This window comes from Gangjinia marincola (assembly GCF_039523415.1).
Lineage (GTDB): Bacteria > Bacteroidota > Bacteroidia > Flavobacteriales > Flavobacteriaceae > Gangjinia > Gangjinia marincola.
Genome location: NZ_BAAAFG010000013.1, coordinates 149,364 through 171,627, shown reverse-complemented (window position 1 = coordinate 171,627; position 22,264 = coordinate 149,364). Strand labels below are relative to the sequence as shown.

26 protein-coding genes are annotated in these 22,264 nt (G+C 36.6%); 7 read left to right on the top strand and 19 right to left on the bottom strand.

Translation table 11 applies throughout. From position 1 onward, the window contains the following. Nucleotides 1–77 precede the first annotated feature (77 nt). The 3 genes from ABD000_RS06555 to ABD000_RS06550 all read right to left on the bottom strand — a co-directional run bounded on the left by ABD000_RS06555 (nt 78) and on the right by ABD000_RS06550 (nt 1,516). The gene (locus ABD000_RS06555) at nt 78–290 is read right to left on the bottom strand and encodes a hypothetical protein (protein ID WP_343764994.1); all 213 of its coding nucleotides are present in this window, start codon (nt 288–290) and stop codon (nt 78–80) included. 193 nt (nt 291–483) lie between these two features. Beyond that, nucleotides 484–792 (bottom strand): helix-turn-helix transcriptional regulator, encoded by a 309-nt coding sequence (locus ABD000_RS14035; protein WP_425545352.1) that lies wholly within the window; start codon nt 790–792, stop codon nt 484–486. Beyond that, nucleotides 722–1,516, bottom strand: coding sequence for a hypothetical protein (locus ABD000_RS06550; RefSeq protein WP_343764992.1), 795 nt, complete (start codon nt 1,514–1,516; stop codon nt 722–724). Before ABD000_RS06550 ends, ABD000_RS14035 begins: the two co-directional genes overlap by 71 nt. 202 nt (nt 1,517–1,718) lie before the next feature. On the opposite strand from ABD000_RS06550, the gene ABD000_RS06545 reads away from it, so the two are divergent. Next, nucleotides 1,719–2,420, top strand: a complete 702-nt coding sequence (locus ABD000_RS06545) for an SOS response-associated peptidase family protein (protein ID WP_343764990.1) — start codon at nt 1,719–1,721, stop codon at nt 2,418–2,420. Here the strand turns inward: ABD000_RS06545 and ABD000_RS06540 are convergent. From ABD000_RS06540 to ABD000_RS06470, 15 genes are all read right to left on the bottom strand, one after another. Further along, the gene (locus ABD000_RS06540) at nt 2,410–3,435 is read right to left on the bottom strand and encodes a helix-turn-helix transcriptional regulator (RefSeq protein WP_343764989.1); all 1,026 of its coding nucleotides are present in this window, start codon (nt 3,433–3,435) and stop codon (nt 2,410–2,412) included. The two genes, ABD000_RS06545 and ABD000_RS06540, sit on opposite strands and share 11 nt — an antisense overlap. Nucleotides 3,436–3,594: 159 nt before the next feature. After that, nucleotides 3,595–4,635, bottom strand: coding sequence for a helix-turn-helix domain-containing protein (locus tag ABD000_RS06535; RefSeq protein ID WP_343764988.1), 1,041 nt, complete (start codon nt 4,633–4,635; stop codon nt 3,595–3,597). Nucleotides 4,636–4,784: 149 nt separating this feature from the next. Beyond that, complete coding sequence (locus ABD000_RS06530; RefSeq protein WP_343764986.1) at nt 4,785–5,936, bottom strand: DUF2254 domain-containing protein; 1,152 nt, start codon at nt 5,934–5,936, stop codon at nt 4,785–4,787. A 4-nt stretch (nt 5,937–5,940) separates the two neighbouring features. Continuing rightward, nucleotides 5,941–6,768, bottom strand: a complete 828-nt coding sequence (locus ABD000_RS06525) for a bacteriorhodopsin (RefSeq protein ID WP_343764984.1) — start codon at nt 6,766–6,768, stop codon at nt 5,941–5,943. Between the two features lie 17 nt (nt 6,769–6,785). Continuing rightward, nucleotides 6,786–7,286, bottom strand: coding sequence for a pyridoxamine 5'-phosphate oxidase family protein (locus tag ABD000_RS06520; protein WP_343764982.1), 501 nt, complete (start codon nt 7,284–7,286; stop codon nt 6,786–6,788). Between the two features lie 4 nt (nt 7,287–7,290). Next, a complete protein-coding gene (locus ABD000_RS06515; RefSeq protein ID WP_343764981.1) occupies nt 7,291–7,629 on the bottom strand; it encodes a DUF3140 domain-containing protein in 339 nt (112 codons plus the stop codon). A 10-nt stretch (nt 7,630–7,639) separates the two neighbouring features. After that, nucleotides 7,640–7,981 (bottom strand): DUF3140 domain-containing protein, encoded by a 342-nt coding sequence (locus ABD000_RS06510; RefSeq protein ID WP_343764980.1) that lies wholly within the window; start codon nt 7,979–7,981, stop codon nt 7,640–7,642. Between the two features lie 243 nt (nt 7,982–8,224). After that, nucleotides 8,225–9,592 (bottom strand): 30S ribosomal protein S6--L-glutamate ligase, encoded by a 1,368-nt coding sequence (gene rimK / locus ABD000_RS06505; RefSeq protein ID WP_343764978.1) that lies wholly within the window; start codon nt 9,590–9,592, stop codon nt 8,225–8,227. 7 nt (nt 9,593–9,599) lie between these two features. Continuing rightward, a complete protein-coding gene (locus ABD000_RS06500) occupies nt 9,600–10,388 on the bottom strand; it encodes an RMD1 family protein (protein WP_343764976.1) in 789 nt (262 codons plus the stop codon). Continuing rightward, nucleotides 10,375–10,665: a hypothetical protein gene (locus ABD000_RS06495; RefSeq protein ID WP_343764974.1), complete on the bottom strand. Its 291-nt coding sequence runs from the start codon at nt 10,663–10,665 to the stop codon at nt 10,375–10,377. The genes ABD000_RS06500 and ABD000_RS06495 overlap by 14 nt, the downstream gene beginning before the upstream one ends. Before the next feature lie 2 nt (nt 10,666–10,667). Then, a complete protein-coding gene (locus tag ABD000_RS06490; protein WP_343765099.1) occupies nt 10,668–11,642 on the bottom strand; it encodes a deoxyhypusine synthase family protein in 975 nt (324 codons plus the stop codon). Next, the gene (gene speB / locus ABD000_RS06485) at nt 11,632–12,576 is read right to left on the bottom strand and encodes an agmatinase (RefSeq protein WP_343764972.1); all 945 of its coding nucleotides are present in this window, start codon (nt 12,574–12,576) and stop codon (nt 11,632–11,634) included. Before speB ends, ABD000_RS06490 begins: the two co-directional genes overlap by 11 nt. After that, nucleotides 12,573–14,024: an arginine decarboxylase gene (locus tag ABD000_RS06480; protein WP_343764971.1), complete on the bottom strand. Its 1,452-nt coding sequence runs from the start codon at nt 14,022–14,024 to the stop codon at nt 12,573–12,575. The genes speB and ABD000_RS06480 overlap by 4 nt, the downstream gene beginning before the upstream one ends. A gap of 329 nt (nt 14,025–14,353) precedes the next feature. Continuing rightward, entirely contained in the window at nt 14,354–15,130 is a 777-nt protein-coding gene (locus ABD000_RS06475; RefSeq protein WP_343764970.1) for a TIGR03915 family putative DNA repair protein, read from the bottom strand. Beyond that, complete coding sequence (locus ABD000_RS06470) at nt 15,130–16,392, bottom strand: putative DNA modification/repair radical SAM protein (RefSeq protein WP_343764969.1); 1,263 nt, start codon at nt 16,390–16,392, stop codon at nt 15,130–15,132. The genes ABD000_RS06475 and ABD000_RS06470 overlap by 1 nt, the downstream gene beginning before the upstream one ends. 124 nt (nt 16,393–16,516) lie before the next feature. Here ABD000_RS06470 and ABD000_RS06465 point away from each other — a divergent pair, with 124 nt between their 5' ends. The 4 genes from ABD000_RS06465 to ABD000_RS06450 all read left to right on the top strand — a co-directional run bounded on the left by ABD000_RS06465 (nt 16,517) and on the right by ABD000_RS06450 (nt 19,514). Beyond that, the gene (locus tag ABD000_RS06465; RefSeq protein WP_343764968.1) at nt 16,517–16,969 is read left to right on the top strand and encodes a hypothetical protein; all 453 of its coding nucleotides are present in this window, start codon (nt 16,517–16,519) and stop codon (nt 16,967–16,969) included. A gap of 87 nt (nt 16,970–17,056) precedes the next feature. Continuing rightward, complete coding sequence (locus ABD000_RS06460; protein ID WP_343764967.1) at nt 17,057–17,404, top strand: hypothetical protein; 348 nt, start codon at nt 17,057–17,059, stop codon at nt 17,402–17,404. A gap of 99 nt (nt 17,405–17,503) precedes the next feature. Beyond that, nucleotides 17,504–18,586, top strand: coding sequence for an alkene reductase (locus tag ABD000_RS06455; protein ID WP_343764966.1), 1,083 nt, complete (start codon nt 17,504–17,506; stop codon nt 18,584–18,586). A 124-nt stretch (nt 18,587–18,710) separates the two neighbouring features. Beyond that, nucleotides 18,711–19,514 (top strand): DUF547 domain-containing protein, encoded by an 804-nt coding sequence (locus ABD000_RS06450; RefSeq protein ID WP_343764965.1) that lies wholly within the window; start codon nt 18,711–18,713, stop codon nt 19,512–19,514. 18 nt (nt 19,515–19,532) lie between these two features. Here ABD000_RS06450 and corA read toward each other — a convergent pair whose 3' ends face one another. Continuing rightward, nucleotides 19,533–20,609 (bottom strand): magnesium/cobalt transporter CorA, encoded by a 1,077-nt coding sequence (gene corA / locus ABD000_RS06445; RefSeq protein ID WP_343764964.1) that lies wholly within the window; start codon nt 20,607–20,609, stop codon nt 19,533–19,535. A gap of 173 nt (nt 20,610–20,782) precedes the next feature. Between corA and ABD000_RS06440 the strand changes: the two genes are divergently transcribed. Both ABD000_RS06440 and ABD000_RS06435 read left to right on the top strand, forming a co-directional pair. Beyond that, on the top strand, nt 20,783–21,274 hold the full coding sequence (locus ABD000_RS06440; RefSeq protein WP_343764962.1) for a Dps family protein: 492 nt from the start codon (nt 20,783–20,785) through the stop codon (nt 21,272–21,274). Nucleotides 21,275–21,345: 71 nt separating this feature from the next. Next, a complete protein-coding gene (locus ABD000_RS06435; RefSeq protein WP_343764961.1) occupies nt 21,346–22,212 on the top strand; it encodes a hypothetical protein in 867 nt (288 codons plus the stop codon). The last annotated feature ends 52 nt before the right edge of the window (nt 22,213–22,264 follow it).

The window sequence follows — 22,264 nt, the reverse complement described above, 5'->3', positions numbered from 1 at the left end:
TAGATAAATATTGAGCAAAAAAAAAGCAATTTACATTGCTCTTTTTATTAACTAACTAAATTACTTACTATTAAACCTCAAGAATTTCGTTTAACGACATCAACTTCAGACTTAAAGATAAAATGACCGTCATGTTGTTTTATATACAACAAACGTTGATTCTTAGATTTTAAATCTAAAGGGTCTGCGAGAGTACTCTTCGCTAAGCGTGAATGAAAAGTTTTTTTCACTTCTCCTGTTCCTGTTTGATCGTCAGTCTTCCACTGTACAACCGTTCCCTTACCTATCATTGCGTTTAAATTTTTAGAATTTGCACTTCCTGCTCAAAGAACAGGAAGTAAACAAATTCTTCACTAACTATAAATAATGACCAATACAAATATCTAATATAATCTTGCTAATTATGCGCGTTATACGATCAAAATGTAGCTCATTTATTATTTAAAATTAAAAAATATGTTAAATAATTACAGCCAGTCATCTTTAAGGTAAGGAAATATTTGCTTTTTGTAATTTCATATGATATTGCTTAGGACTGCATTTATATTTTTGCTTAAAAATTTTACAAAAATAACTCCGGCTGGTGAGGCCTACACTATATACGATTTCAGATATGTTTAAGTCTGTAGTCCGCATCAATTCTTCGGCCTTATCTAGTCTTACATTACGAACATAATCAGCAACAGTTCTATTATGCAAGAACTTGAATCCTGCCTGTAATTTAGCGGGAGATAGATAGCGTAGATTCGTAACAAAGACTCTTAATGGTATGCTGTTGCTCAGGATATTCATTAATTAAATCACACACCTTTTCAATCGATTTTATTTCTCTTTTCAGCAAGGTGGTAGGTAACTCCATTTCATCTTCCTGTGCATTAAATTGTTCAATTTGCTTAGCCAAAATAAGATGGCAAATTCCTTCAAAATGTAGTAAGGCAGATAAACTACTCGCATATTTGGCTTCTTCTAATTTCTTGACCAACTCACCAATAGTGATGTTGTAACTACCCGTGTAAAAATATCCTCTCTTAGACTCAAATGATCTTAGTAATTCTTTGAGACGAACATCAGTCTGGCCTTGATTTTGATGAAATTTTTTGAGGTAAATATCCTTGTTAATGTATATCGCGTTAAATATTAATGGATGTCCTTTACGCACAACAAGTTTACTTAGCATATCCTTACCACTAGAAACAACAGCCGTCTGCATCTGCTCAAGCTTAGTTATACGATTGTGGCCTTCAAACTGATGAAAACAATTTCCTTCTAAACAGTAAAAGAAATGAATCATATCGTTTTGCGATGCATCAAAGCAGATGGTTCTGTCTTTTTTTAAACGAACGTCAAATTCAATGGCAACCAGCCCCCTATCAAAACATACGCATCTCACTGTTCCCTTCCCGATAGACACATCAAGCTTTAAAATGTCAATTCCATTTTCCTGAAGAATTTCTCCCGGAAGATATTGACTTAAAGAGCGTAATACTCCTATGGTAATTTCCTTGATTTTATCCATAATAATGTCCTCATACGCATTATTTGCGTTAGTCAAAGTTAACCAGAACTACTACTTGCAGCGGCTATTTTAGAGTATTAGGTTAACACATACGGGCAAAATCCTATAAAAGCACCAGTTTTATTTAAATGAGTCCTTAAATAATTTTTTAAGAACTGAAAACAAACAACTTATAAACGAACTTTGAGTAAAATTGTAAGGTATGTATTATAGATTGTCAAATACAGCTGGAATGAAGGAGATTGAACGAAATTTTGATAGCACCTTCGATTTTCCAAAGCTATACGAAACGCAACACGTTATTAATGGGCTTAAAGAGAGTTCCATCCCAGTAATTACCATGCAGAAACCTAGCTCTATTCAATTTGCCATTTGGGGGGTTTTACCTGAAGGTTATACTGGAGAATGGCAAATATTCCAGGATAATTTCAATACCCTAAATATTAATTATAACCAACTTAAAAAAACCGTTTGGTGCTGTAATATGCTGGAGACAAGACGTTGCATCATTATCGCAAATGGGATTTTTTGTTCAAGATTATTTGATGGAGAACTTTATCCCTATTACGTTACAGCAAAAAATCAAGAAGCGTTTGGCATGGCCGGTGTATATAACGTCTTAGAAGATGGATTTATTACCGCCTCGTTTTTGACAAGTCCCCTCACCCCTGAAATGAAACGCATCCAACATATTGGTGACCACATGCCCCACATCATGAGTGCAGAAGACGCTAAAAACTGGATTGATCCCTCTAATTCTGAAACTGATGTAGAAATTCTGGCTCACCTTCCGGTATCATTAGCGTTGAATTATCATCCGATCGCTAAGGAGTTCTTTGATCAAAATATTACCTACAAATCTGGTTTAGAACCAGTAATTTATAGAAGTATACCTAAGGCTTAGGTGTATTTTTAATACTCTTTCGATATTCCATCGGTAAAATCCCGTAGCGCTCACTAAAGATCTTAGAGAAATAGCTTCGGCTTTTAAAGCCTATGTTATAAACGATTTCTGAAATTGTATCATCCGAATTTTTTAATTCATCCCTGGCAATTTCTAGCTTGAGATGCCGAATGTATTCATTCACAGTATTATTATACAGCATCTTAAAACCTGCCTGAAGCTTTTTAGCATTAAGACCAGATTCTCTACTTAAATTTTCAATCGTTAAAGGAGCCGAAATATTATCTAAGATAAACTCTGTTAATTGATGAATTTTTTTGATGTCACGTCTTGACAAAGAATCTGGCATCACCTCTTTGTCTTGAAAATTTTGATGCTCTACCAACTGCATGGCGAGGATGAGATTTAATCTTCCTTCTAGCGATAAGGTCCTAACTATACCACTGTCTTTTGACTCTTGTAACTCCTTTACCTGATCAGCAATTTTTAAATTATAATTACCGGCATGGTTGTAAGGCAAGGATGGAGACTCATCCTTGAATACATTAAGTAGCACCTCATTGAGATAGGTAAGGTTATTATTTTTCTTCTTTGTATAATCGTTTTTGATAATCTGAATGAAATTGGCCTTTACCTGAACCTCTTTGGGAAACTGAAAGATTTTTTTACTGTTAGCTTTCGGTGAAATAATGATATTTTGGTAGCGCTCAAAATCCATTTCTTCAGTCTCTTCATTAGAATATTTTAGAGAACCTTCAGATACAAAAACAAACTCAATAGGTGATAAATCTTTAATATGAAAAATTATTTTTATATCATCTGTAAAGTTTACATCATAGTCAATCAAAGAAACTCCCCAATCAAATGAAACTCCTCGAATCGTTCCTACACCATGTTCATTATCAAAATGAAGGGTATATTCACCCCATTCTTCTTTTATCTCTGAATTTAATTTTTTCCCTAATTGTCTTAGGACCTCATCTGCAGCTATACTGCTAATCTCAAAAGTCTTCATAATTACCCCATCCTTGTTTAAAACTGAACTCAACAAAGTAACCTACTTTGTTAGTAATTGTTTAACAAAACTGAAATATAGGTTAACACTATTGCCTATATTCATGCAAATATACGGTAAATATTATTTTAAATAATAAAATTATTTTTTTGAATAAATTTATGCAGATATGGAATCATCACCAGATCGGTGTCGTTCTAAGTATTCTTTAGGATTTATACCAAAACGTTCTTTGAAAATTTTTGAAAAATAACTGCGGGAATTAATTCCTATCTGGTATGTTATCTCGCTGATGTTAAGTAAACTGTTTTCTAAAAGTTCTTTCGCTTTCTCAATACGTCTTTCTTGAATATATTCGTTTACTGTCATCTTATAGAGACGTTTAAAGCCTGCTTGCAATGTATTTTGATTTAAGCCAACTCGTTTAGACAAGATTATAACGTTATCCACCACGGCTAAATCACGTTGTATGATTTGGGCAGCTTCTTCAATCTTTTCGACCGTTGCTTGTCTAAAGATTTTTCGCTTCATGGGCTCATTAAGATCATCAATATACTGTCTAAAATGATGCGTTAGAATTTCGTATGTTTTTCCTTCTAAATACACCGATTTCATGAAGCCCGTGTGTTCGCAATCCAAAAACTCATCCATAAAAGTTGTAATATCCAGACTGTAATACTCTTTATGCGAAAAAAGATTAATACCATTAACATCTCTAAATATTTGCTCTAAATCATCATCCATTTCGTCCAAAAAATCCTCAATTTTTTCTTCAAAAAGTCTACGATCAATTTCTATACTAAATAGACATACAGGTTTATTCGCCGGAATTTTGAACTTATGGTTGTATTTGGAGGTTGCAGAGACAGTTAAGCTCTCCAGTTTACGTAAAGACTGTTTCTTGTCGGTATTGGTGAAATAATGTTCTATTGTATTCTCTCTGTTAAAAACAATCTTTAGGGGATGAATTACTCCTCGTTTAAGTTCAAATTCAAATTCCTGATTAAGTAGATAATCTGCAATAACGACCCCTACTCCATGTTCGAATTGAATAGCTCTCACATACCCTTTGCCTATTTCTTCGGGGAGTCTTAACGAATACTCGTTATTTTGCTTAGTAAACTCAATACCGAGTTCAGCTGCCATATCAATGACAACATGTTTTACTGAAACATCTGTTAGCTTTACGGATTTACTCATAGTGGTGATCGTAATTCTTAAAAGTAAGACTTTAACAGTTGTCTAAACAGATTTTATGCTTTAATTAGGAATATATAGTTACCAATATAAAATCTTGTTTAAGATAATATCGTGAAGCCTTAACGAACTAAAAAACTATACAGTTATATTTAAGATGGAACGATATAGTCACCTGTAGTGGTGTGATGATTAATTTTATCTGAGGAATGCTTCAACGCTCTTACCAGTACAGGATCATTGGTCATATAATTTATCATCTCCTGATAACAGATTTTAAACAACATCTTGTTAGATAGAATACTGCTGCCCAGTAGATGTTTCTCGTTTGCAGAGAACACACCTTCTTGTGAAACGAAATGTCTTTTTATAAAAAGTTGAGTGAGGTAGTGGATTGCAGATAATGCCGTTCCCGGATCATTGATAGCAGGAGACGAGGCTTTTACGGCAACTTCTACCAAATGCTTGAATCCAGTCTCAACAACATTCATGGGTACATCTTTATCAATAGGAATATGTTTTATCAACTCTTTGATATTATCAGCGGATAATTCCTTTGATGATTTTAAAATAACATCATTTTCCAAAACGAATTCCCCTGGGTATTTGACAAAAACTACATTCGTATCAAGTTTCTCAATTAGTTCAAGACATTCTTCTACTTTGTGCATTTGAATATATCCACAATGACCGCTTAATATTTCGTATCGGCATTCAATCATATCCCGCTTAAGACCAAAATCACTCGTTAATGCCTTATATTTTTCAATGTTTTTCTGGGTTCTTGAAAAAGATTTATGAAGAATAAAGTTTATATGTATACTAATTGAGATATGATGTAAAAAGTAGATATATAAGAAAACACATGTAATCGCAAAACATACCGCTAATGCTGTCGCGATACCACTAAAATAACCTTCTTCATATCCACTGGCACGTATCGATAACACCATAGCATATACGATTGTACCAGTAGTAAATCCTAAAACAATTTTATGATGTTGTTCAGAGAGAAGTAAGGGAACGAGGCGTGGTGAAAATAAATTAATATTACTATTAATCACATTCATAACCATAGTAAAACTAAAAATGGTCAACGTGAATATTCCTCCAATAACATAGGCCAAAATATGTTGGATTTTTTCCCTATCTTCAATAAGAAGTGCTTTCAAAAACTCAATCTGGCTGTAATCATATTCTATTAGATTTATTCCAATACCAAGTATCAAAAAAATTAGCGCTATCACAGAAGGTAATAGCGCTATGCTTTTAAAGATTCTTTTTATCAATAAGGTAAATTTCATGAATTTAATCTACTGATTTGTCATGATTATACCCTACCAGATTTAGAACTTTTTTTGCTGGCACATATCCTCTTGCCGCTGATTGCTGAACAGCAATATATGTAATCATCATACCGTAAATAATTTTGGATGTGATATCAGCAATGGTAAATAATAGTTGCCTTAGTACTACTCCATCGGCACTATTCATAAACCAAGGGATTAAGTACGCAATCGGATAGAGTGTCCAGGCAAACATCATCAATCCAAAAACCTTCCAGATGGTCGACCCCGTATTCCCATATAAATGCTTGCGGTTGTATCCTATAACATTACCAACTACCCAGTTAAGAACGATAAAGCATAATGTACTAACTGCTCCCCAAATTAAAAGAGATGTAATATTAGAAACCTCATATAACTGTCCAATGTAGCCAGTCACAATCATACCCCACGCTGCAAGGATCAAAATGGTTGCCTTTTTAAAAATTTCAGTTCCTTTTAAATTCATCACAATTAGTAATTGTGTTAAAAGACAAGGTATAGTTACCATCCAATTAACATATCTAAACCCATTACTAAAGGTGGAATCAGAAAGCTCATAATTTGTCCCATTAAAAGCAAATGATTCACTCCAAAGGTTTGATTGACCATACAATATAAATCCAGCTGATAGCATTACAATGCAAGATAAGGCCGTCGCCACCCTATAATTTGGTGCTACAAATCTTGAAACCACTAGAAAGAATACGAGTGCTGCAAAATGAGCTCCCACACCCATCGTTAATAAGTGATCTATGGCTTCAAATTGAGCAACAGAATAGTCAAATAAATTTTCAATATTTGTAAACATTTCTTTTAGGTATTAAGTTATATATCCAATGATCCAGTTACTCCAATGTCTGTCTTGTCTCCCGTTGCTGCTGTATATCCCATTTTGAGTAAACTCACCAATGCATTGCTCTTAGTATCCCAGTATTGCGCACTTTTAGGAGTTACACAAATGCAAGTGATATTTGGATCGTCTACACCATCAAACCAATTATTATCAATTGAGGAATAAAGCTCTTCAATCACTGCCTTTTCTGTCACAATATGCGCATCGCCAAACAGGCTTAAAAACTCCATTGCTTTTACGTCTGCATATAAAAGTTGACAGCGTTGATCTTTTTTAATATGCGCATTGTGTTCGCTGTCTTTGTGGCTAAGAAACCAAATATCACCCTTCTCATCCATTTTTTTTGTGGTCATAGGGATGGCGTGAAGTGGTGTCTCATCCAACTTTGTCACCATCATGGCAGTGGAGATATTATCCACTAATTCACGTAATTTTTTTTGTGCTGCTTCGTCTGTTAAATTTTCTTTGCTCATCTTTTTATTTTAATGCATCATGCCCCCAATTCTTCAAGGCGTAATACCAGTTACTATGTTCTATATTATTACTTGGCTTTTGAGAGGGATGCAGATTTTGGTGGTAATACCCTACCGCATCGTTGATCCGATCCCAGTTTGCGCTAGTCAAATCCTCTTTATCTTTTTCCTTAATGCTCAAAATTGCTCTGCCTGCACGATGGCCGATAGTTTCGCCGTTGTCCATTTCCTTACCAGCGTTTTTGGATTCCTTAGTCTCCAGCCAATTTCCTAGCTCACTGGCAGTCATGTTTTGTTTTTCTTGAAATTCTTTCCAGATTTCTTCTTTATCGTAATCTGCCATGTCTTACCTATTAACAATCCATTTCTTTACAGGGATCATGACCCCAGTTTTTTAAGCTGTACCTCCAGTCTGATTCCTTAATATCGTCATCAGGCTTCTGGGCTTTATGGCGTTTAATATATCCCACAACTTTATTCATGTGGTCATATTGATCTTCGGTAAGTTTATCTTTCTTCGTGCGCTTAATATTTATGATCTTTTTTCCACTTTTATGACCAATGGCTTCTCCGTCACCACTATCCTGTCCTACCTTTTTAGATTTATCTGTCTCCAACCAGTCTTCTAACTCACTTGGAGTCATATTGACCAAGTCGTGAAACTCGTCGTAGATTTTTTCGTTTGACTTTGACATCTGATTCAAATTATACTCAAAACTAGAGAGATGCTCTCATAATATTTCTTAGTATTATGGTAAACTCGTGTTAAGTAAATGGATTGAGGTATCACTATGCCTTTTTCAGCTAAGCTGAAAATCAAAAAACCCCGCTTTAGAAAGCAGGGTAAGCGAGTAGAGATATAGAAATCCGTTTTTATATTCAATTTTCAGTTCATGCCACTTAATATGAGCTAATTTTGACATCTATTCATCAATATACTACCGCTTAAACTTTAATTTCTTCTCCACGGCCTCAATCATAATGTTGGCAATGTCCAATCCTGTGGCAGCTTCGATACCTTCTAAACCGGGCGAGGAATTTACCTCTAACAGTAACGGACCTTTATTGGAGCGAATGATATCTACCCCGGCCACTGGAAGATTCAGAATTTTAGCTGCTTTTATGGCCAGCTTACGCTCCTCTGCTGTGATTTTTACTTTAGATGCGCTACCGCCTTGGTGGATATTAGCCCTAAATTCTCCTTTTTCGGCTTGGCGTTGCATAGAAGCCACTACTTTGTTTTGAACCACAAAACAGCGTATGTCTTGTCCGTTTGCTTCTTTAATAAACTCCTGTACTAAAATATTCGTCTTAATGCTCTTAAATGCATTGATTACACTCTCTGCCGCTTTATTGGTTTCTGCCAGCACCACTCCTTTACCTTGGGTACTTTCTAGTAATTTAATGATCAAAGGCGCGCCATTAACCATCTTAATTAAATCCTTAGTATCTAGTGGAGATTTTGCAAAACCCGTGGTTGGTATATTAATATCATGCTTGGCAAATAATTGTGTCGCCAATAGCTTATCCCGCGAACTACCAATTGCTTCAGCCGAGTTTAGACAATACGCACCCATTGAATCAAACTGCCTAATCAAAGCGCAACCATAAAAAGTAACCGATGGTTTTATACGCGGGATCACGGCATCAAATTCACTAATGATGTTTCCACCTCTATAGCGAATCTGTGGATCTGCAGCATCCAACTTCATGTACACCTGCTCAGCATTTAAAAAAACCATATGGTGACCCCGGGCTTCACCGGCCTCAATAATTCGCTTATTGCTATAGAGTTCTGGATTACTCGCTAATAACGCAATCTTTAATCCGTTTTTTTCTGTTTTAAATGCTGCGTAAAGTTCGCTTAATTGGTTTTCATCGTATTGATCCAATTGAAACGTTTCAGACGGATCAACCACAAATCTGCTGTTTAACGCCTCACGCCCCAGCAGCATTCTAAATTCCATGGTATCTCTATTGGCCAAGGTAAGTTCAATATCAAAGGTTTGATGACCTATACGCACAGGGGCTTTGATCACGTAACGCACTTCAGAAATTCCGCTGGAACTCTTGATCATTCTGGTATCGTGCAATTTACTTTCACACAATATAGTTATGCTTCTATTATCCTGAAGTGGATTTACCTGAAAACTCACCCAGGAATCACTGTCCTTTTGAAATACTTTAATATTATTGGCCTGTATGCTTGAGGTTTTTGCACCAGAGTCTACGCGTGCTTTGATGGCAGGGATTCCAAAATGTTCAAATGAACACCATTCTTCACTTCCTATAATTGTCTTCTTCATTCACTACTTATGAGGTTAAAAACTTTAATATAAATAAATCTACCACCTCTACCAAAATTAAAATAATGATGATCCATTCTAGTCGGCTACTTTCGCTATGAAACATGATGTCTTTAAACAAATCCAGGTTCTCTTTTGTGATATCCAGTTGTTCGTGCAGGTTACGGTAGCGATCTTTTAAATCAAAATTCTTCTTGAGTTCCCGGTCCAAGTTATTGAGCTCTTCATCCTCCCACGTAATTTCTGGCGAATCAAATATGTATAGGTTTTCTGAAACACTATTCTTAATATTAAGTATTCTAGCGATATACTTTTTTAAGGTTTTACCGCTTATGTCGAGTTTACCTTTACGTTCCAGATAGGTGGTATGTATGCGAGTATCCTCTAACAGTCGTTCTGAAATACCTGAAAAATAATCCAATGCAACAGATTGTGCCAAGTTGAGCATGACCAGCCGCAGCTTTTCTGGTGATCCTGTGGTAAGTGTGATATGATCAAATGAAATTTGGTCCTGAAGCGCTTCAGTATGCACTTCAATAACCTCACTACATACACTTTCTCCCCCTCTCAATTGCCTGCATGTCGTAGAAATCTGAGTGATAAAATTTTGCTGCTCCTCTTCTGCTACAGCCGCATAACATACCACGCCATGTTTTAAAACATAGATATAGCTTCCGGTTTTTGGAGAAAAGAACAACTCGTCACTATCTGCATGTAAAAAAATAGACTGGATGAGAGATTTGCACGCCTTGATGTTGATCGCATCGGCAATTTGAATCGCCTTAATCTTCATCATCATTAGCAGGGAGTCCTAAATCATCTGTATCATTGTCACTATCTTCATCAAGGTCATGATCTTCCATCGCGGCCACAAGACGCTTGCTTATTTTAACTAAATACAACGTGTCCTCTGTCTTTACCTCAACGCATTCAACCACCTCATTCTGTGCATTTCTAAAGGTGATGATATCTCGATCTTCATAACCATCCGGGTATTTTTCTACTAACAGATCCAGAATATCATTATCCAATTTTTTAAAGTCTACAATAACTCGTTTTAAATTACTTTTCATGATTACATGTCTAATAAATAGGCGAAAATTAAAGGTGCTACAATGGTAGCGTCTGATTCTATGATAAATTTAGGCGTGTTGATGTCCAACTTTCCCCAGGTTATTTTTTCATTGGGCACGGCACCGGAATAACTCCCATAACTGGTTGTAGAGTCTGAAATTTGACAAAAATAACTCCAAAAAGGTGTCTCTGGTCGCTCCATATCCTGATACAACATAGGGACCACGCAAATAGGAAAATCTCCTGCGATACCTCCACCAATTTGAAAGAATCCAACGCCCTCAGTAGAAATTTGCGTATACCAGTCTGCTAAAAAAGTCATGTACTCAATACCAGATTTCATGGTTTGAGCCTGTAATTCTCCCTTAAGCACGTAACTGGCAAAAATATTGCCCAGCGTGCTATCTTCCCACCCGGGAACGACCATAGGCAAGTTCTTTTCTGCCGCGGCATACATCCAACTATCCTTTAAATCAATCTCATAGTATTGTTCTAAGACGCCAGATAATAACAGTTTATACAAAAACTCATGCGGAAAATAGCGTTCTCCTTTTGCCTCAGCATCCTTCCAAATGGCTACAATATGTTGTTGGATTCGCCTAAAGGCTTCTTCTTCTGGAATACAGGTATCTGTGACCCGGTTAAGTCCCTTTTCTAATAAATCCCACTCATCTTGCGGAGTCAAATCCCTGTAATTAGGCACACGTTTATAATGTGAATGTGCCACAAGGTTCATCACATCTTCTTCTAAATTAGCGCCCGTACAGGAGATGATATGCACTTTATCCTGCCGAATCATCTCTGCAAAGATTTTACCTAATTCGGCAGTGCTCATTGCTCCAGCGAGAGAAACCAACATCTTAGCATTATTCGCTAATTGATCTTCGTATGCTTTAGCCGCATCAACTAAACTGGCTGCGTTAAAATGTAAAAAGTACTTTTGTATAAATGTTGAAATTTCTCCCTTACTGCTCATCATACTCTTCAAATTGATTATTGCTGGTTGATTTTGTACTGAAATCTCGCGCGTAGTCTTCTATATCTTCTTCTTGATGCTCTGTTTCAAACTTATAGCTCAACATTTTGTAATAAAGTTTTGCGGCTAAAAAGTCTGAAGATTTATCGTTTGGATTAGGACAAAGCTCTACAATATCAAAGCCAACCACGTTCTTCTCACTAAATACCTTCTTTAAAAACTCTAAGGTTTCATACCATAATAATCCGCCTGGCTCAGGTGTGCCGGTTGAAGGTACCAACGAACTATCAAACGCATCCAGATCAAAAGTGATAAATACCTGATCAGTCATTGCCTCAATCGCTGCATCCATCCAGTAATCATCTGTAGCCATTTCATGCGCAAAAAATACATTTTCTTCATTCATCAAACTACGTTCACTGCGGTCCATACTGCGAATGCCCACCTGTATTAAGTTCGCTTGTTGGTTGGCCTCATATACCGCGCAGGCATGGTTGTAGGGCGATCCTTCATAACTCTTACGCAAATCTGCATGTGCATCAATGTGGAGCACAGTAAGGTTGTCAAATGATTCATTAAATGCACGCAGAGTGCCAATAGAAACTGAATGCTCTCCACCAAATAGCGTTACAAATTTATTTCGCTTGATATGCTCTTTTACTGCATCATGTACCGCACTAACCATCGCCTCTGGTGAGGTGTTCTCTGTGATGGGCGCAGCTAAATGTATCCCTTGTTTGTATATTTCACTATCGGTTTCAATATCGTATAGCTCCATATTTTCACTGGCGTGTAAAAATGCTTCAGGACCTTTATCGGCTCCTTTGCCCCAGGTGCTGGTGCCATCATAAGGAACCGGGATTAATACGATTTTTGAGGTTTCATAGCCGGCGTATTTTTCAGAAATACCGGCATACGTTTTTGAATGTTTCATGATAGGGTTTGAGTTGATGCTAAAACGGAATTGATTAAAGTTTCTTGTTTATTTTCGGTGTAGCCCAAAATGGATAAAAGTTGCTGAGAGGTCTGCTGCTCAGAAAATACTTGAGTAGTTATTTCTCCATCTGGATCCCTCTGTATGATAATGTGCTTAGGCTGCGGTATTAAACAATGTTGTAGTCCACCATATCCACCAATGGTTTCTTGATAAGCCCCTGTATTAAAAAAGCCGATGTATAAAGGTTTATCCTTTTTATACTTGGGTAAATAAATCGCATTGAGGTGTTGCTCACTGTTGTAATAATCATCACTATCACAAGTTAATCCACCCAACAGTACGCGTTCATACTCTTCATTCCAACGATTGATAGCCAGCATGACAAAACGCTTATTAATCGCCCAGGTATCTGGCATGGTGGTAATAAACGATGAGTTGATCATATTCCACTTCTCGCGGTCATTTTGCTGTTTTTGATACAAAATTTCATAGATCGCTCCTCCACTTTCACCCACAGTAAAACTTCCAAACTCAGTGAAAATATGGGGTACAGCTACACCGGCTTCATCACACGCATTTTTAATTTGATTGATGATCTCATTAATCATATATTGATAATCATACTCAAAGGCCAACGAATTCTTTATAGGAAATCCGCCCCCAATGTTTAGGCTATCTAAGGTTGGGCACACTTTCTTCAAGTTAATATACAGGGTTAAACACTTTACTAGTTCGTTCCAATAATAAGCGGTATCGCGAATACCTGTATTGATAAAAAAATGGAGCATTTTAAGCTCAACCTGATCATTATCTTTGATGTTCTTATTAAAGAACGGGACGATATTTTTATATCCTATCCCTAAACGTGAGGTATAGAATTCAAATTTTGGTTCTTCTTCTGCTGCTATTCGAATCCCTATTTTAAATTTTTTGTCAGTAGCCGAAGTAAGTAAGTTGAGCTCCTCATAATTATCTATCACGGGTAAGCAATTGGAATGCCCGCCGTTGACTAAATCGGCGATATTGCGCACATATTGATCCCGTTTGAAACCATTACAGATTACAAACGTATCATCGGTAATTTTACCTTCGGCTTTCAAGTGTTTAACGATATCTATGTCGAATGCCGAAGAGGTTTCAATATGAATATCATTTTTAAGCGCTTCATTTAATACGTGCTTAAAATGAGAACTTTTAGTGCAATAGCAATAATGATATTTACCAGAATAATTATTCTTCTTCATGGCCGAAGAAAACCAGTCTTTGGCACGATTAATATTATCTGAAATCTTAGGGAGATAGGTAAACTTTAACGGTGCTCCATAGTGATGAATTAATGCCTGAAGGTCTATCCCGTGAAAAAATAATTGATTATCCTTAAGTGCAAACTCTTCTTGAGGGAAGTCATAGGTTTGCTCTATAAGATCGACGTATTTTGTTTTCATTATAATTAACTGAAGGAATGCTTAGGTATAATTCTATTATAGAACATCGTAAGCTTATGAATTACAAATTGAATAATAAGAGGAGTTACCACTTAACAAAGTGGCACGTTTGGTATATGCAGTTGAAGCAAGGCATATCATTCGGTTCTCTGTCCCCAAAGCTGTGTTGAGAGTTGACTTCAATATGCTCCCACACCCAAATAAAGTATAAAACATCACGAAAAAAGAAGGCTGTAAAATCTACTCGCCTGTTTTTTTGGTTAAATCAAAAGTACTAAAAAAGTAATACCAAATAATTTTTTTAATTTTTATTTCAAAAAAAGGCGCTTCTAATCTACTTGCTTCTCAATCAAGTATTTCCAATAGCGTTTTGGTACATGTCTAAGGTGTAATTTCATATTTTTTCTGGCCTTTATGTTCGTACTGGCGAAATAATCCTTCCACAATTCCTGAAAATCATACTCTTTTGGAGAGAAATAACGCTTATTCGATCCACCTGAAATAAGAGATTGATCTAGGTCTAGGGTGATGGTTTCGGCTTTGTCGAGATTGTAGTATACGCCGTAGGAGCGTTTTAAATCGTATATAAGCCAGCGTTGATCTGCATACCGCCCTTCAAAATGTTTAGTGATTAGGGGTAGTACATCAAAATCTGGTTCCACAGTAGCGAAATAAATATTGTCCTTAGAAAGCTTAAATCGAATAAATGCCTCCATCCTATGCTTTTCTCTGCCCACCATCTTAGTGACCTGGCTTACTTTAAGAACATCTGCATTTGAGTAATCCTGATCAATATTTTCTTCTCGTGCAATAGCATACCGTACATAGCCCAAAATATGATCTTCTACACAAGGCAACTCACTCAAAAAACACATATATAATTTATGACGTGCTGCTGTTCCCATATATTTAGTCATACCGTCCCATACGCGTGCAGCATTCTGCGAATTGGAGATCACCTCTACCTTCTTAGAAAATAAACTATCCTGTAAGTGAGATTTTTTCTTAATCGTTACCTTATCCAGACGCTCTTCAAATACCATGAATAAAGCGGATAAAAGCCCGTCAAAACTCCCGTCATAACTTAATATATAATGATCTTGCATTAGCTAAACAATTGGAGTTGTGTATTGAACATAGGCGCGTATTTGCTGGTTGAGTTTTTAAGAATTAATTGTTTGATCTGGTGTTCTGTTAAATCCCTGCGCTCAAAATCTGGGGAGTCGCACACCATAAAATATTGCGCACGATTTAAAGCAACGCCAATTTTTTTAAGGTGCTCCCAATTAAGTCGTCTAAACCTTCTTGCGCCTAAAATCTTATGTACAGACTTCATTCCTAATCCCGGAATTCGCGCTAACATGCGTTTACTTGCTTTATTCACATCTACAGGAAACTGATCTAAGTGGCGTAAAGCCCAACTCAGTTTAGGATCGATCTCCAAGTCCAAGTTAGGATGGTGGGCATTAACAATTTCATTAGCCTCAAACCCATAAAACCGCATCAACCAATCTGATTGATATAGACGATTTTCACGCAAAACAGGAACAGGAGTACCAATTTGCGGCAATCTATTATCATAGCTTATGGGAATATAACCGGAATAGTACACCCGCTTTAAGTTATACTGCTTATAAAAATAGTTGGAGGTGGCTATGATTTCAAGATCGCTTTCTCCACTTGCCCCAATGATCATTTGCGTACTTTGACCTGCCGGCGCGTATTTAGGTGTGCTTTTAATGATCTTCTTTTCCTGTTTGTACTGGATGATCTCTTGCTTCACCTTTTTCATAGGCTTTAAAAAATCAGCCCTATTTTTATCCGGCGCAAGTTGCTTTAAGCCTTGTTCTGTGGGGATTTCAATATTAACGCTTAATCGATCAGCGTATAGGCCTGCTTCTCGCATCAACTCATCTGATGCTCCCGGGATGGATTTTAGATGGATGTACCCGTTAAAATTTTCTTCTTCACGCAGTTTTTTTGCCACTGCAACCAGACGTTCCATGGTATAATCTGCATTTTTAAAAATTCCTGAACTTAAGAAAAGCCCTTCAATATAATTTCGCCGGTAAAAATTAATGGTTAGATCGACTACCTCCTGCACCTTAAATGCAGCCCGCTTGATGTCGTTGCTTTTTCGGGTAACGCAATAGGCACAGTCAAAAATGCAATAATTAGTGAGTAGAATTTTTAGCAGGGAAACACAGCGACCATCTTCCGTATAGCTATGGCAGATTCCCATTCCGCTGCTATCGCCCAAACCCTTATTCTTATTTTGGCGTTTACTTCCGCTTGACGAACATGACACATCGTATTTTGCGGCATCTGCCAGTATGTTTAGTTTTTCACGAATACGCTCAAAGGACATGGGACAATTTTCAGTAAAAATACAATAATTCCATAATTATGGATTATTTACTTCAAAATAATTTTGTAATTCGTCATAATTAAAATTGATCTTATGTAATTTAGATTAATTTTAATTTCTTGCTATGAATTTTAAACATTTAGAAGACGATCTGTTAGAGGTTTACAACAGCGCGAAAGTTAATATGAATATCATTGCTAAATGGGGAAAACTTATGTCAAGGTTTGGTTTTATAGCGGCATGTCAATTATTCTTGATAGGATTTCTCTATATAATTTTTAGTGACTCTATCGGAATAGAACCAATAATTAAATCTTCTCAAAAATTCTATAATAAAGAGTTTGGTCTTCTAAAAGGTATCGGTTTTATTGGATCATCTTTACTCTTTTACTTCTCCTCAAAAAAAATTTTAAGTTCTTCTATGGCAATTAGAAGAGCGCTTGTATCTAACGATATCCCTTTATTAGTAAAATCTACGAGAGGAATTACATCTGCTTATTTATTGCTAATTATTCTTAGTATTATCGCTATTTTGATATGCGTTAACATTTTTATTTACGGAAAGTTTCTAATCTAAACACTCATCAAGTAGATTAGCTCAAATAAAAATTGTTCCAGTTCTTTTTTTATGTATATTTAAATTATCATATTAAATCGCACTACTATGTCAGAGTTTGGACCCGCACTTTTTATCAAAAGAAAAGATACTAAAGAAATTAAAAAAGAGGAACAAGAAAGATTATTAAAAGAAGTCTCAAATATTTCCAAGGAATTAAATCTTAAAGATCCTGATGGAGAAGATGTTGCACCAGAATTTTATGATTATAATGAATATGAAGATGATTCTGTATCATTTTTGTTCTTTTCTTCTTTTGAGTGGGGAATGATGCCACCGGAGATTCAAGAGGAAGAAGAGAAGGAAAATAGGAAAGAAATTTTACAAATAGGTAATCATCTTGATAATTCTCATCCTGATACATATGAGTATCAGTGCTATTATGTAGAAAACTAATTAATACATAACTTAACGTAGTTTTATGTTTTTTTTGAAAATTCTGACGTTATATTAACATGGAATTGCACACAATGACGGTAATTTTATAAAAAAAACATGAAATTATTTGATTCGTTTACCCTAAGAGATGTGTCTTTAAAAAATCGCGTGGTGATGTCTCCCATGACCCGCTGTAGAGCTATAGATCATATCCCAAACAGTTTAATGGCAAAATATTACGCGCAGCGTGCCGGTGCAGGTCTAATCATTACAGAAGGTACTGCTCCCTCCCCCAATGGGATTGGTTACGCCCGCATCCCGGGAATGTACAATCGCGATCACGTGGCAGGTTGGTTAAAAGTGACCGAAGCCGTTCATGATAATGGCGGAAAGATATTTCTTCAAATTATGCATACGGGTAGGGTGTCTCATCCACTCAATATGCCAGATGATGCTACCATTATGGCACCTAGTGCGATTCAATTAAGCGGTAAGATGTATACCGATCAAGAAGGTGAGCAGCCCTATCCTACCCCAAAAGAAATGACCCGAGAAGAGGTGATTGCTGCCGAAGATTCTTTTGTGACCGCAGCACGATATGCCATGGAAGCAGGATTTGACGGAGTGGAACTACACGGAGCAAATGGGTATTTAATTGATCAATTTAATAACCCTGCGTCTAATAAACGTGAGGATGAATACGGCGGAAGCATAGAAAACAGGTCCAGATTCGCCTTAGCGGTTGCTGCTAAGGTTGTACACGCTATTGGAGCCGAAAAAGTTGGGATTAGATTGAGTCCTAACGGAGCGATGAACGACATGGATGTATTTGATGACACCAAAGAGCAATTTACTTATCTGGCCAAGAAATTTAATGAACTCAACATGGCTTATATTCATTTAGTGGATCATGAGGCCATGGGCGCACCCGCTGTTCCTTATGAGCTCAAAAAAGCCATTTGGGATGAGTTTGACGGCACCCGAATTTTAAGCGGAGGATACAATAAGGAACAAGCAGAACAAGACCTGCAAGATGATAAAGGCGATTTGGTGGCCTTTGGTCGTCCTTATATTGCCAATCCAGATTTGGTGTATCGCATGCAAAATGATTTAGAGCTTAACGAACCTGATCAGGATACTTTTTATAGCGCCGGCGCGGAAGGTTATACAGACTACGAGATGGCAGGCGTGCCAAGTTAATCTAATGCACTGCATCAGAAACATCTTTTGTCCTTAACACCGGCGGAAGATGTTTTTTTATTCACCACATGTAAGTTCCTTGAAGACAAATCGACTTATTTTAGTGATATTAAACTTTCACATCATGCTTTTTTTTAAACGATCTATCATTACCCCGCTTGCTTTGATCAGCATTTTATTTTCAGGCTGTTCGCTGCTGGCTTCTGCCGGTCTCACCAGCCAAGGGCAACCTACCAAAGAGGTTACTGGTGATTTAGGCGAGAAAACTGTTGAGGATCGCGTGGATCATTCGGCGTGGACTTCCTTACTACAAAAGCATGTCAATGCTGAAGGTTTAGTGGATTACAAAGGATTTCTAAAAGACCGGGAAGCACTGGATGCATACTTAACGAAGCTTTCTTCCTTGACACCAGATGACACCTGGAAGGTAGAAGAGCTCCTAGCGTACTACATCAATTTATATAATGCATATACGGTAGATTTGATTTTAGATCATTATCCGTTAAAGAGCATTAAAGACATTGACGGAGCTTGGACAAAAGCTCTAGTTCCTGTGGGTGATAAAATGCTTTCGCTAGGAGCGATTGAAAACGGCGTACTGCGAAAAATGAATGAACCCAGGATTCATTTCGCCATTAACTGCGCCTCTATCTCTTGCCCAGATTTGATGCCTCAGGCATTTACCGCTTCTAATATCAATGAGCAACTGGATCAAGCCGCCAGCATGTTTATCAACTCCAATAAAAATTATCTGAGCAATCCAAAACGCATTAAGCTGAATAAGATTTTTGACTGGTATAAAAAAGATTATTTGATCAAAGGCATAGCAACCCTTCCGGAATATGTGAATCAATATGCTTCAACTAAAGTTAATCCAGACGCTAAAGTGAGTTTCACAGAGTATGACTGGGGTCTGAATGAGCAGTAGAGCTTTAAAATATATCTCTTACAACCACTTTTTCCGCTTAAAATAATATAGCATACCAATGACTGCAAGTCCCATTATTCCAAGTAAAATAAAATACCCATAGCGATAGTCTAACTCTGGCATATGCTCAAAATTCATTCCGTAGAGACCTGCAAAAAAACTCAGCGGGATGAATATCGTTGAGATAATAGTGAGAACCTTCATCACCTCATTCATTTTGTTACTAATTGTGGTCATGTACATATCCATCAAGCCCCAGGTCATTTCCCGATAGAGATCAATACTTTCTGACACTTGGATGATGTGATCATATAAATCATTAATAAATATATTGGTTTTTTCTGTAAACAAATCAGAATCGCTTTTTGAAATACGACTGATCACCTCCCTAAGCGGAACTACTGCTCTTCTAACTCTAAGTACTTCGCGTTTGAGCTCTTGGATCTCTTGAGCTAGACCTTCGTTCTCGCTACTTTCAAACAAAGCATCTTCTAAAGACTCAATATTATCACTCATAACTTCCAGCAGAGTAAAATAGTGATCAACAATGGCATCCATCAAGACATATTGTAAATAGTCTGCTCCAGAGTTTCGTACCCTGCCTTTAAGATTTCTAATGCGGTTACGCACCTCATCAAAGACATCACCATCTGCCTCTTGAAAAGAAATGACGTAATTTGACCCTAATACAAAACTAATGTGTTCAATAACCAATTCATTTTGTTCGTTATAATAGAGCATTTTTAGCACTAAATATGTGTAGTCTTCAAATTCTTCTATTTTGGGGCGTTGACTTGTATTCGCAATATCTTCTATTGTAAGTGGGTGAAGGTCATAATGTTTACCTAAGCGCTCAATATCTTGAACATAATTAAGTCCATTAAGGTTGATCCATGTGATTGTTTGTTCATCTTCAAATGAAAAGGCTTCATCTACATGCTCTAAAATGCGTTCCTCGTAGCGCTCCTTATCGTAATCAAAAACTTCAATGTGTAGATTATGCTGCTCCTTATTCCCTACATAAACTGCGGTACCCGGAATCAAATTTTTCCTCTTTTCTTTAGGCTTTTTGCTTTTAATTATCTTTTTCCTCATTCAAAATAATGTTGTATTACTTGCCTTAAATGTAAGGAAATGTTTGCTTTCTATATTCTTAAGAACAGATTTAGAAGCACAGTTAAACTTATATTAAACGATTCAAAGAGATTGCCGACACGTATAGTATATCGTATTTTTATGTCATAACAGAAAAACGATAAATGAAAACTATGAAATATCTAAATTTAGATACCGAAAAAGTAAAAGATACTGTTAATGAACTCAACATTTTGTTGGCAGATTATCACATGTATTATCAAAAACTTCGTAATTTTCATTGGAATGTTGTAGGTCGTAATTTCTTTGATCTCCATGAGAAGTTCGAAGAAATGTATGACGACGCAAAGCTAAAAGTAGATGAAATTGCTGAGCGTATCCTAACCCTGAGATTTAGACCCTTAAGTAATTATACTGATTATCTTGAGAAATCAAATTTGAAGGAAGCAAGCGGAACGAAAGACGATAAGGAAATGGTCAAGGCATTGTTAGAGGATCATGGAAGCATTCTAGGTCAAATGAGAAAAGTTGTAGAAGTTGCTGATGGTAATGGAGATGAAGGAACTATTGATTTAATTGGAGCATATATAAGAGAATTGGAAAAAATTAGCTGGATGCTGGACGCGTGGTATATGGAGAAGAGCGACAACTTTCCAAAAGCATAATCCATAATTTAATCACTAATTTTTAAGCCTTGACTCATACATTGTACTGAGATTAAGGCTTTTTATGTATTATGAAAATCACCTTTATTGTATCGCTCTTCTTGTCAAGTGTCACTATAAGTTGCCAGGATTATGGTAAGCTCAAGCTCAACGACATTCTACCTAAAGAACTTAATGAAATTAGTGGTATTATCATGGCTCAAGATCAGGAATCTGTTTGGGCTATCGCCGATAGCAAAAACGAAGGAGTGTTATATCTTATAGACATCAAAAATGGACACATCAAACATAAAACCTGGCTCAAAGATGCCATTAATGTAGACTGGGAGGATATTGCCAGCGATGGCAAAGAAACCATTTTCATAGCTGATACGGGGAATAACGATAACGACCGTAAGGATTTAACTATTTATCATGTGAGTGAGAATATAGCTCTCGCTGAAAAAGAGGTTACTCCAAAAAAAACAAGGTTTCGCTATGAGGATCAGGAAGAATATCCACCTAAAAAGAAAAAACGTCATTTTGATGCTGAAGCGCTGATATACAAAGATCAGTACTTCTATCTTTTCACAAAGGATCGTAGCAGCGATTTTGAAGGTTTAACCAGAGTTTATCAGGTGCCCGCAAAACCGGGTAATTTTGAAGCAAAATTTATTACGGAATATAATTTGTGTGATGATGAAGATGATTGTTTTGTCACAGCCGCAGATATTAATCAAAAAACAGGTGAGATAGTCCTATTAGGCTATAACAAAGTCTGGAAACTGAATGAGTACACTGGGAATGATTTCTTTAGCGGAACAGTTACAAAAGTGAAATTAAAATATTCTTCACAAAAAGAGGGTATTGCGTTTAAGCATGCCGATACGTTATTAATCACAGAAGAAGGTAAAAAGATGGATGGAGCAAAGTTGTTTGAATATCATTTAGACAAGTAATATTTCATTCCTATATCCTCAAATCCTGATGAGCAGCAGAAACCTGTTTAAA

Bases quoted from the DNA above. Each gene is read 5' to 3' on its own strand.
- ABD000_RS06555 (WP_343764994.1), bottom strand. From the start codon at position 290: ATGATAGGTAAGGGAACGGTTGTACAGTGGAAGACTGACGATCAAACA.
- ABD000_RS14035 (WP_425545352.1), bottom strand. From the start codon at position 792: ATGAATATCCTGAGCAACAGCATACCATTAAGAGTCTTTGTTACGAAT.
- ABD000_RS06550 (WP_343764992.1), bottom strand. From the start codon at position 1,516: ATGGATAAAATCAAGGAAATTACCATAGGAGTATTACGCTCTTTAAGT.
- ABD000_RS06545 (WP_343764990.1), top strand. From the start codon at position 1,719: ATGTATTATAGATTGTCAAATACAGCTGGAATGAAGGAGATTGAACGA.
- ABD000_RS06540 (WP_343764989.1), bottom strand. From the start codon at position 3,435: ATGAAGACTTTTGAGATTAGCAGTATAGCTGCAGATGAGGTCCTAAGA.
- ABD000_RS06535 (WP_343764988.1), bottom strand. From the start codon at position 4,635: ATGAGTAAATCCGTAAAGCTAACAGATGTTTCAGTAAAACATGTTGTC.
- ABD000_RS06530 (WP_343764986.1), bottom strand. From the start codon at position 5,936: ATGAAATTTACCTTATTGATAAAAAGAATCTTTAAAAGCATAGCGCTA.
- ABD000_RS06525 (WP_343764984.1), bottom strand. From the start codon at position 6,768: ATGTTTACAAATATTGAAAATTTATTTGACTATTCTGTTGCTCAATTT.
- ABD000_RS06520 (WP_343764982.1), bottom strand. From the start codon at position 7,286: ATGAGCAAAGAAAATTTAACAGACGAAGCAGCACAAAAAAAATTACGT.
- ABD000_RS06515 (WP_343764981.1), bottom strand. From the start codon at position 7,629: ATGGCAGATTACGATAAAGAAGAAATCTGGAAAGAATTTCAAGAAAAA.
- ABD000_RS06510 (WP_343764980.1), bottom strand. From the start codon at position 7,981: ATGTCAAAGTCAAACGAAAAAATCTACGACGAGTTTCACGACTTGGTC.
- rimK (WP_343764978.1), bottom strand. From the start codon at position 9,592: ATGAAGAAGACAATTATAGGAAGTGAAGAATGGTGTTCATTTGAACAT.
- ABD000_RS06500 (WP_343764976.1), bottom strand. From the start codon at position 10,388: ATGATGAAGATTAAGGCGATTCAAATTGCCGATGCGATCAACATCAAG.
- ABD000_RS06495 (WP_343764974.1), bottom strand. From the start codon at position 10,665: ATGAAAAGTAATTTAAAACGAGTTATTGTAGACTTTAAAAAATTGGAT.
- ABD000_RS06490 (WP_343765099.1), bottom strand. From the start codon at position 11,642: ATGAGCAGTAAGGGAGAAATTTCAACATTTATACAAAAGTACTTTTTA.
- speB (WP_343764972.1), bottom strand. From the start codon at position 12,576: ATGAAACATTCAAAAACGTATGCCGGTATTTCTGAAAAATACGCCGGC.
- ABD000_RS06480 (WP_343764971.1), bottom strand. From the start codon at position 14,024: ATGAAAACAAAATACGTCGATCTTATAGAGCAAACCTATGACTTCCCT.
- ABD000_RS06475 (WP_343764970.1), bottom strand. From the start codon at position 15,130: ATGCAAGATCATTATATATTAAGTTATGACGGGAGTTTTGACGGGCTT.
- ABD000_RS06470 (WP_343764969.1), bottom strand. From the start codon at position 16,392: ATGTCCTTTGAGCGTATTCGTGAAAAACTAAACATACTGGCAGATGCC.
- ABD000_RS06465 (WP_343764968.1), top strand. From the start codon at position 16,517: ATGAATTTTAAACATTTAGAAGACGATCTGTTAGAGGTTTACAACAGC.
- ABD000_RS06460 (WP_343764967.1), top strand. From the start codon at position 17,057: ATGTCAGAGTTTGGACCCGCACTTTTTATCAAAAGAAAAGATACTAAA.
- ABD000_RS06455 (WP_343764966.1), top strand. From the start codon at position 17,504: ATGAAATTATTTGATTCGTTTACCCTAAGAGATGTGTCTTTAAAAAAT.
- ABD000_RS06450 (WP_343764965.1), top strand. From the start codon at position 18,711: ATGCTTTTTTTTAAACGATCTATCATTACCCCGCTTGCTTTGATCAGC.
- corA (WP_343764964.1), bottom strand. From the start codon at position 20,609: ATGAGGAAAAAGATAATTAAAAGCAAAAAGCCTAAAGAAAAGAGGAAA.
- ABD000_RS06440 (WP_343764962.1), top strand. From the start codon at position 20,783: ATGAAATATCTAAATTTAGATACCGAAAAAGTAAAAGATACTGTTAAT.
- ABD000_RS06435 (WP_343764961.1), top strand. From the start codon at position 21,346: ATGAAAATCACCTTTATTGTATCGCTCTTCTTGTCAAGTGTCACTATA.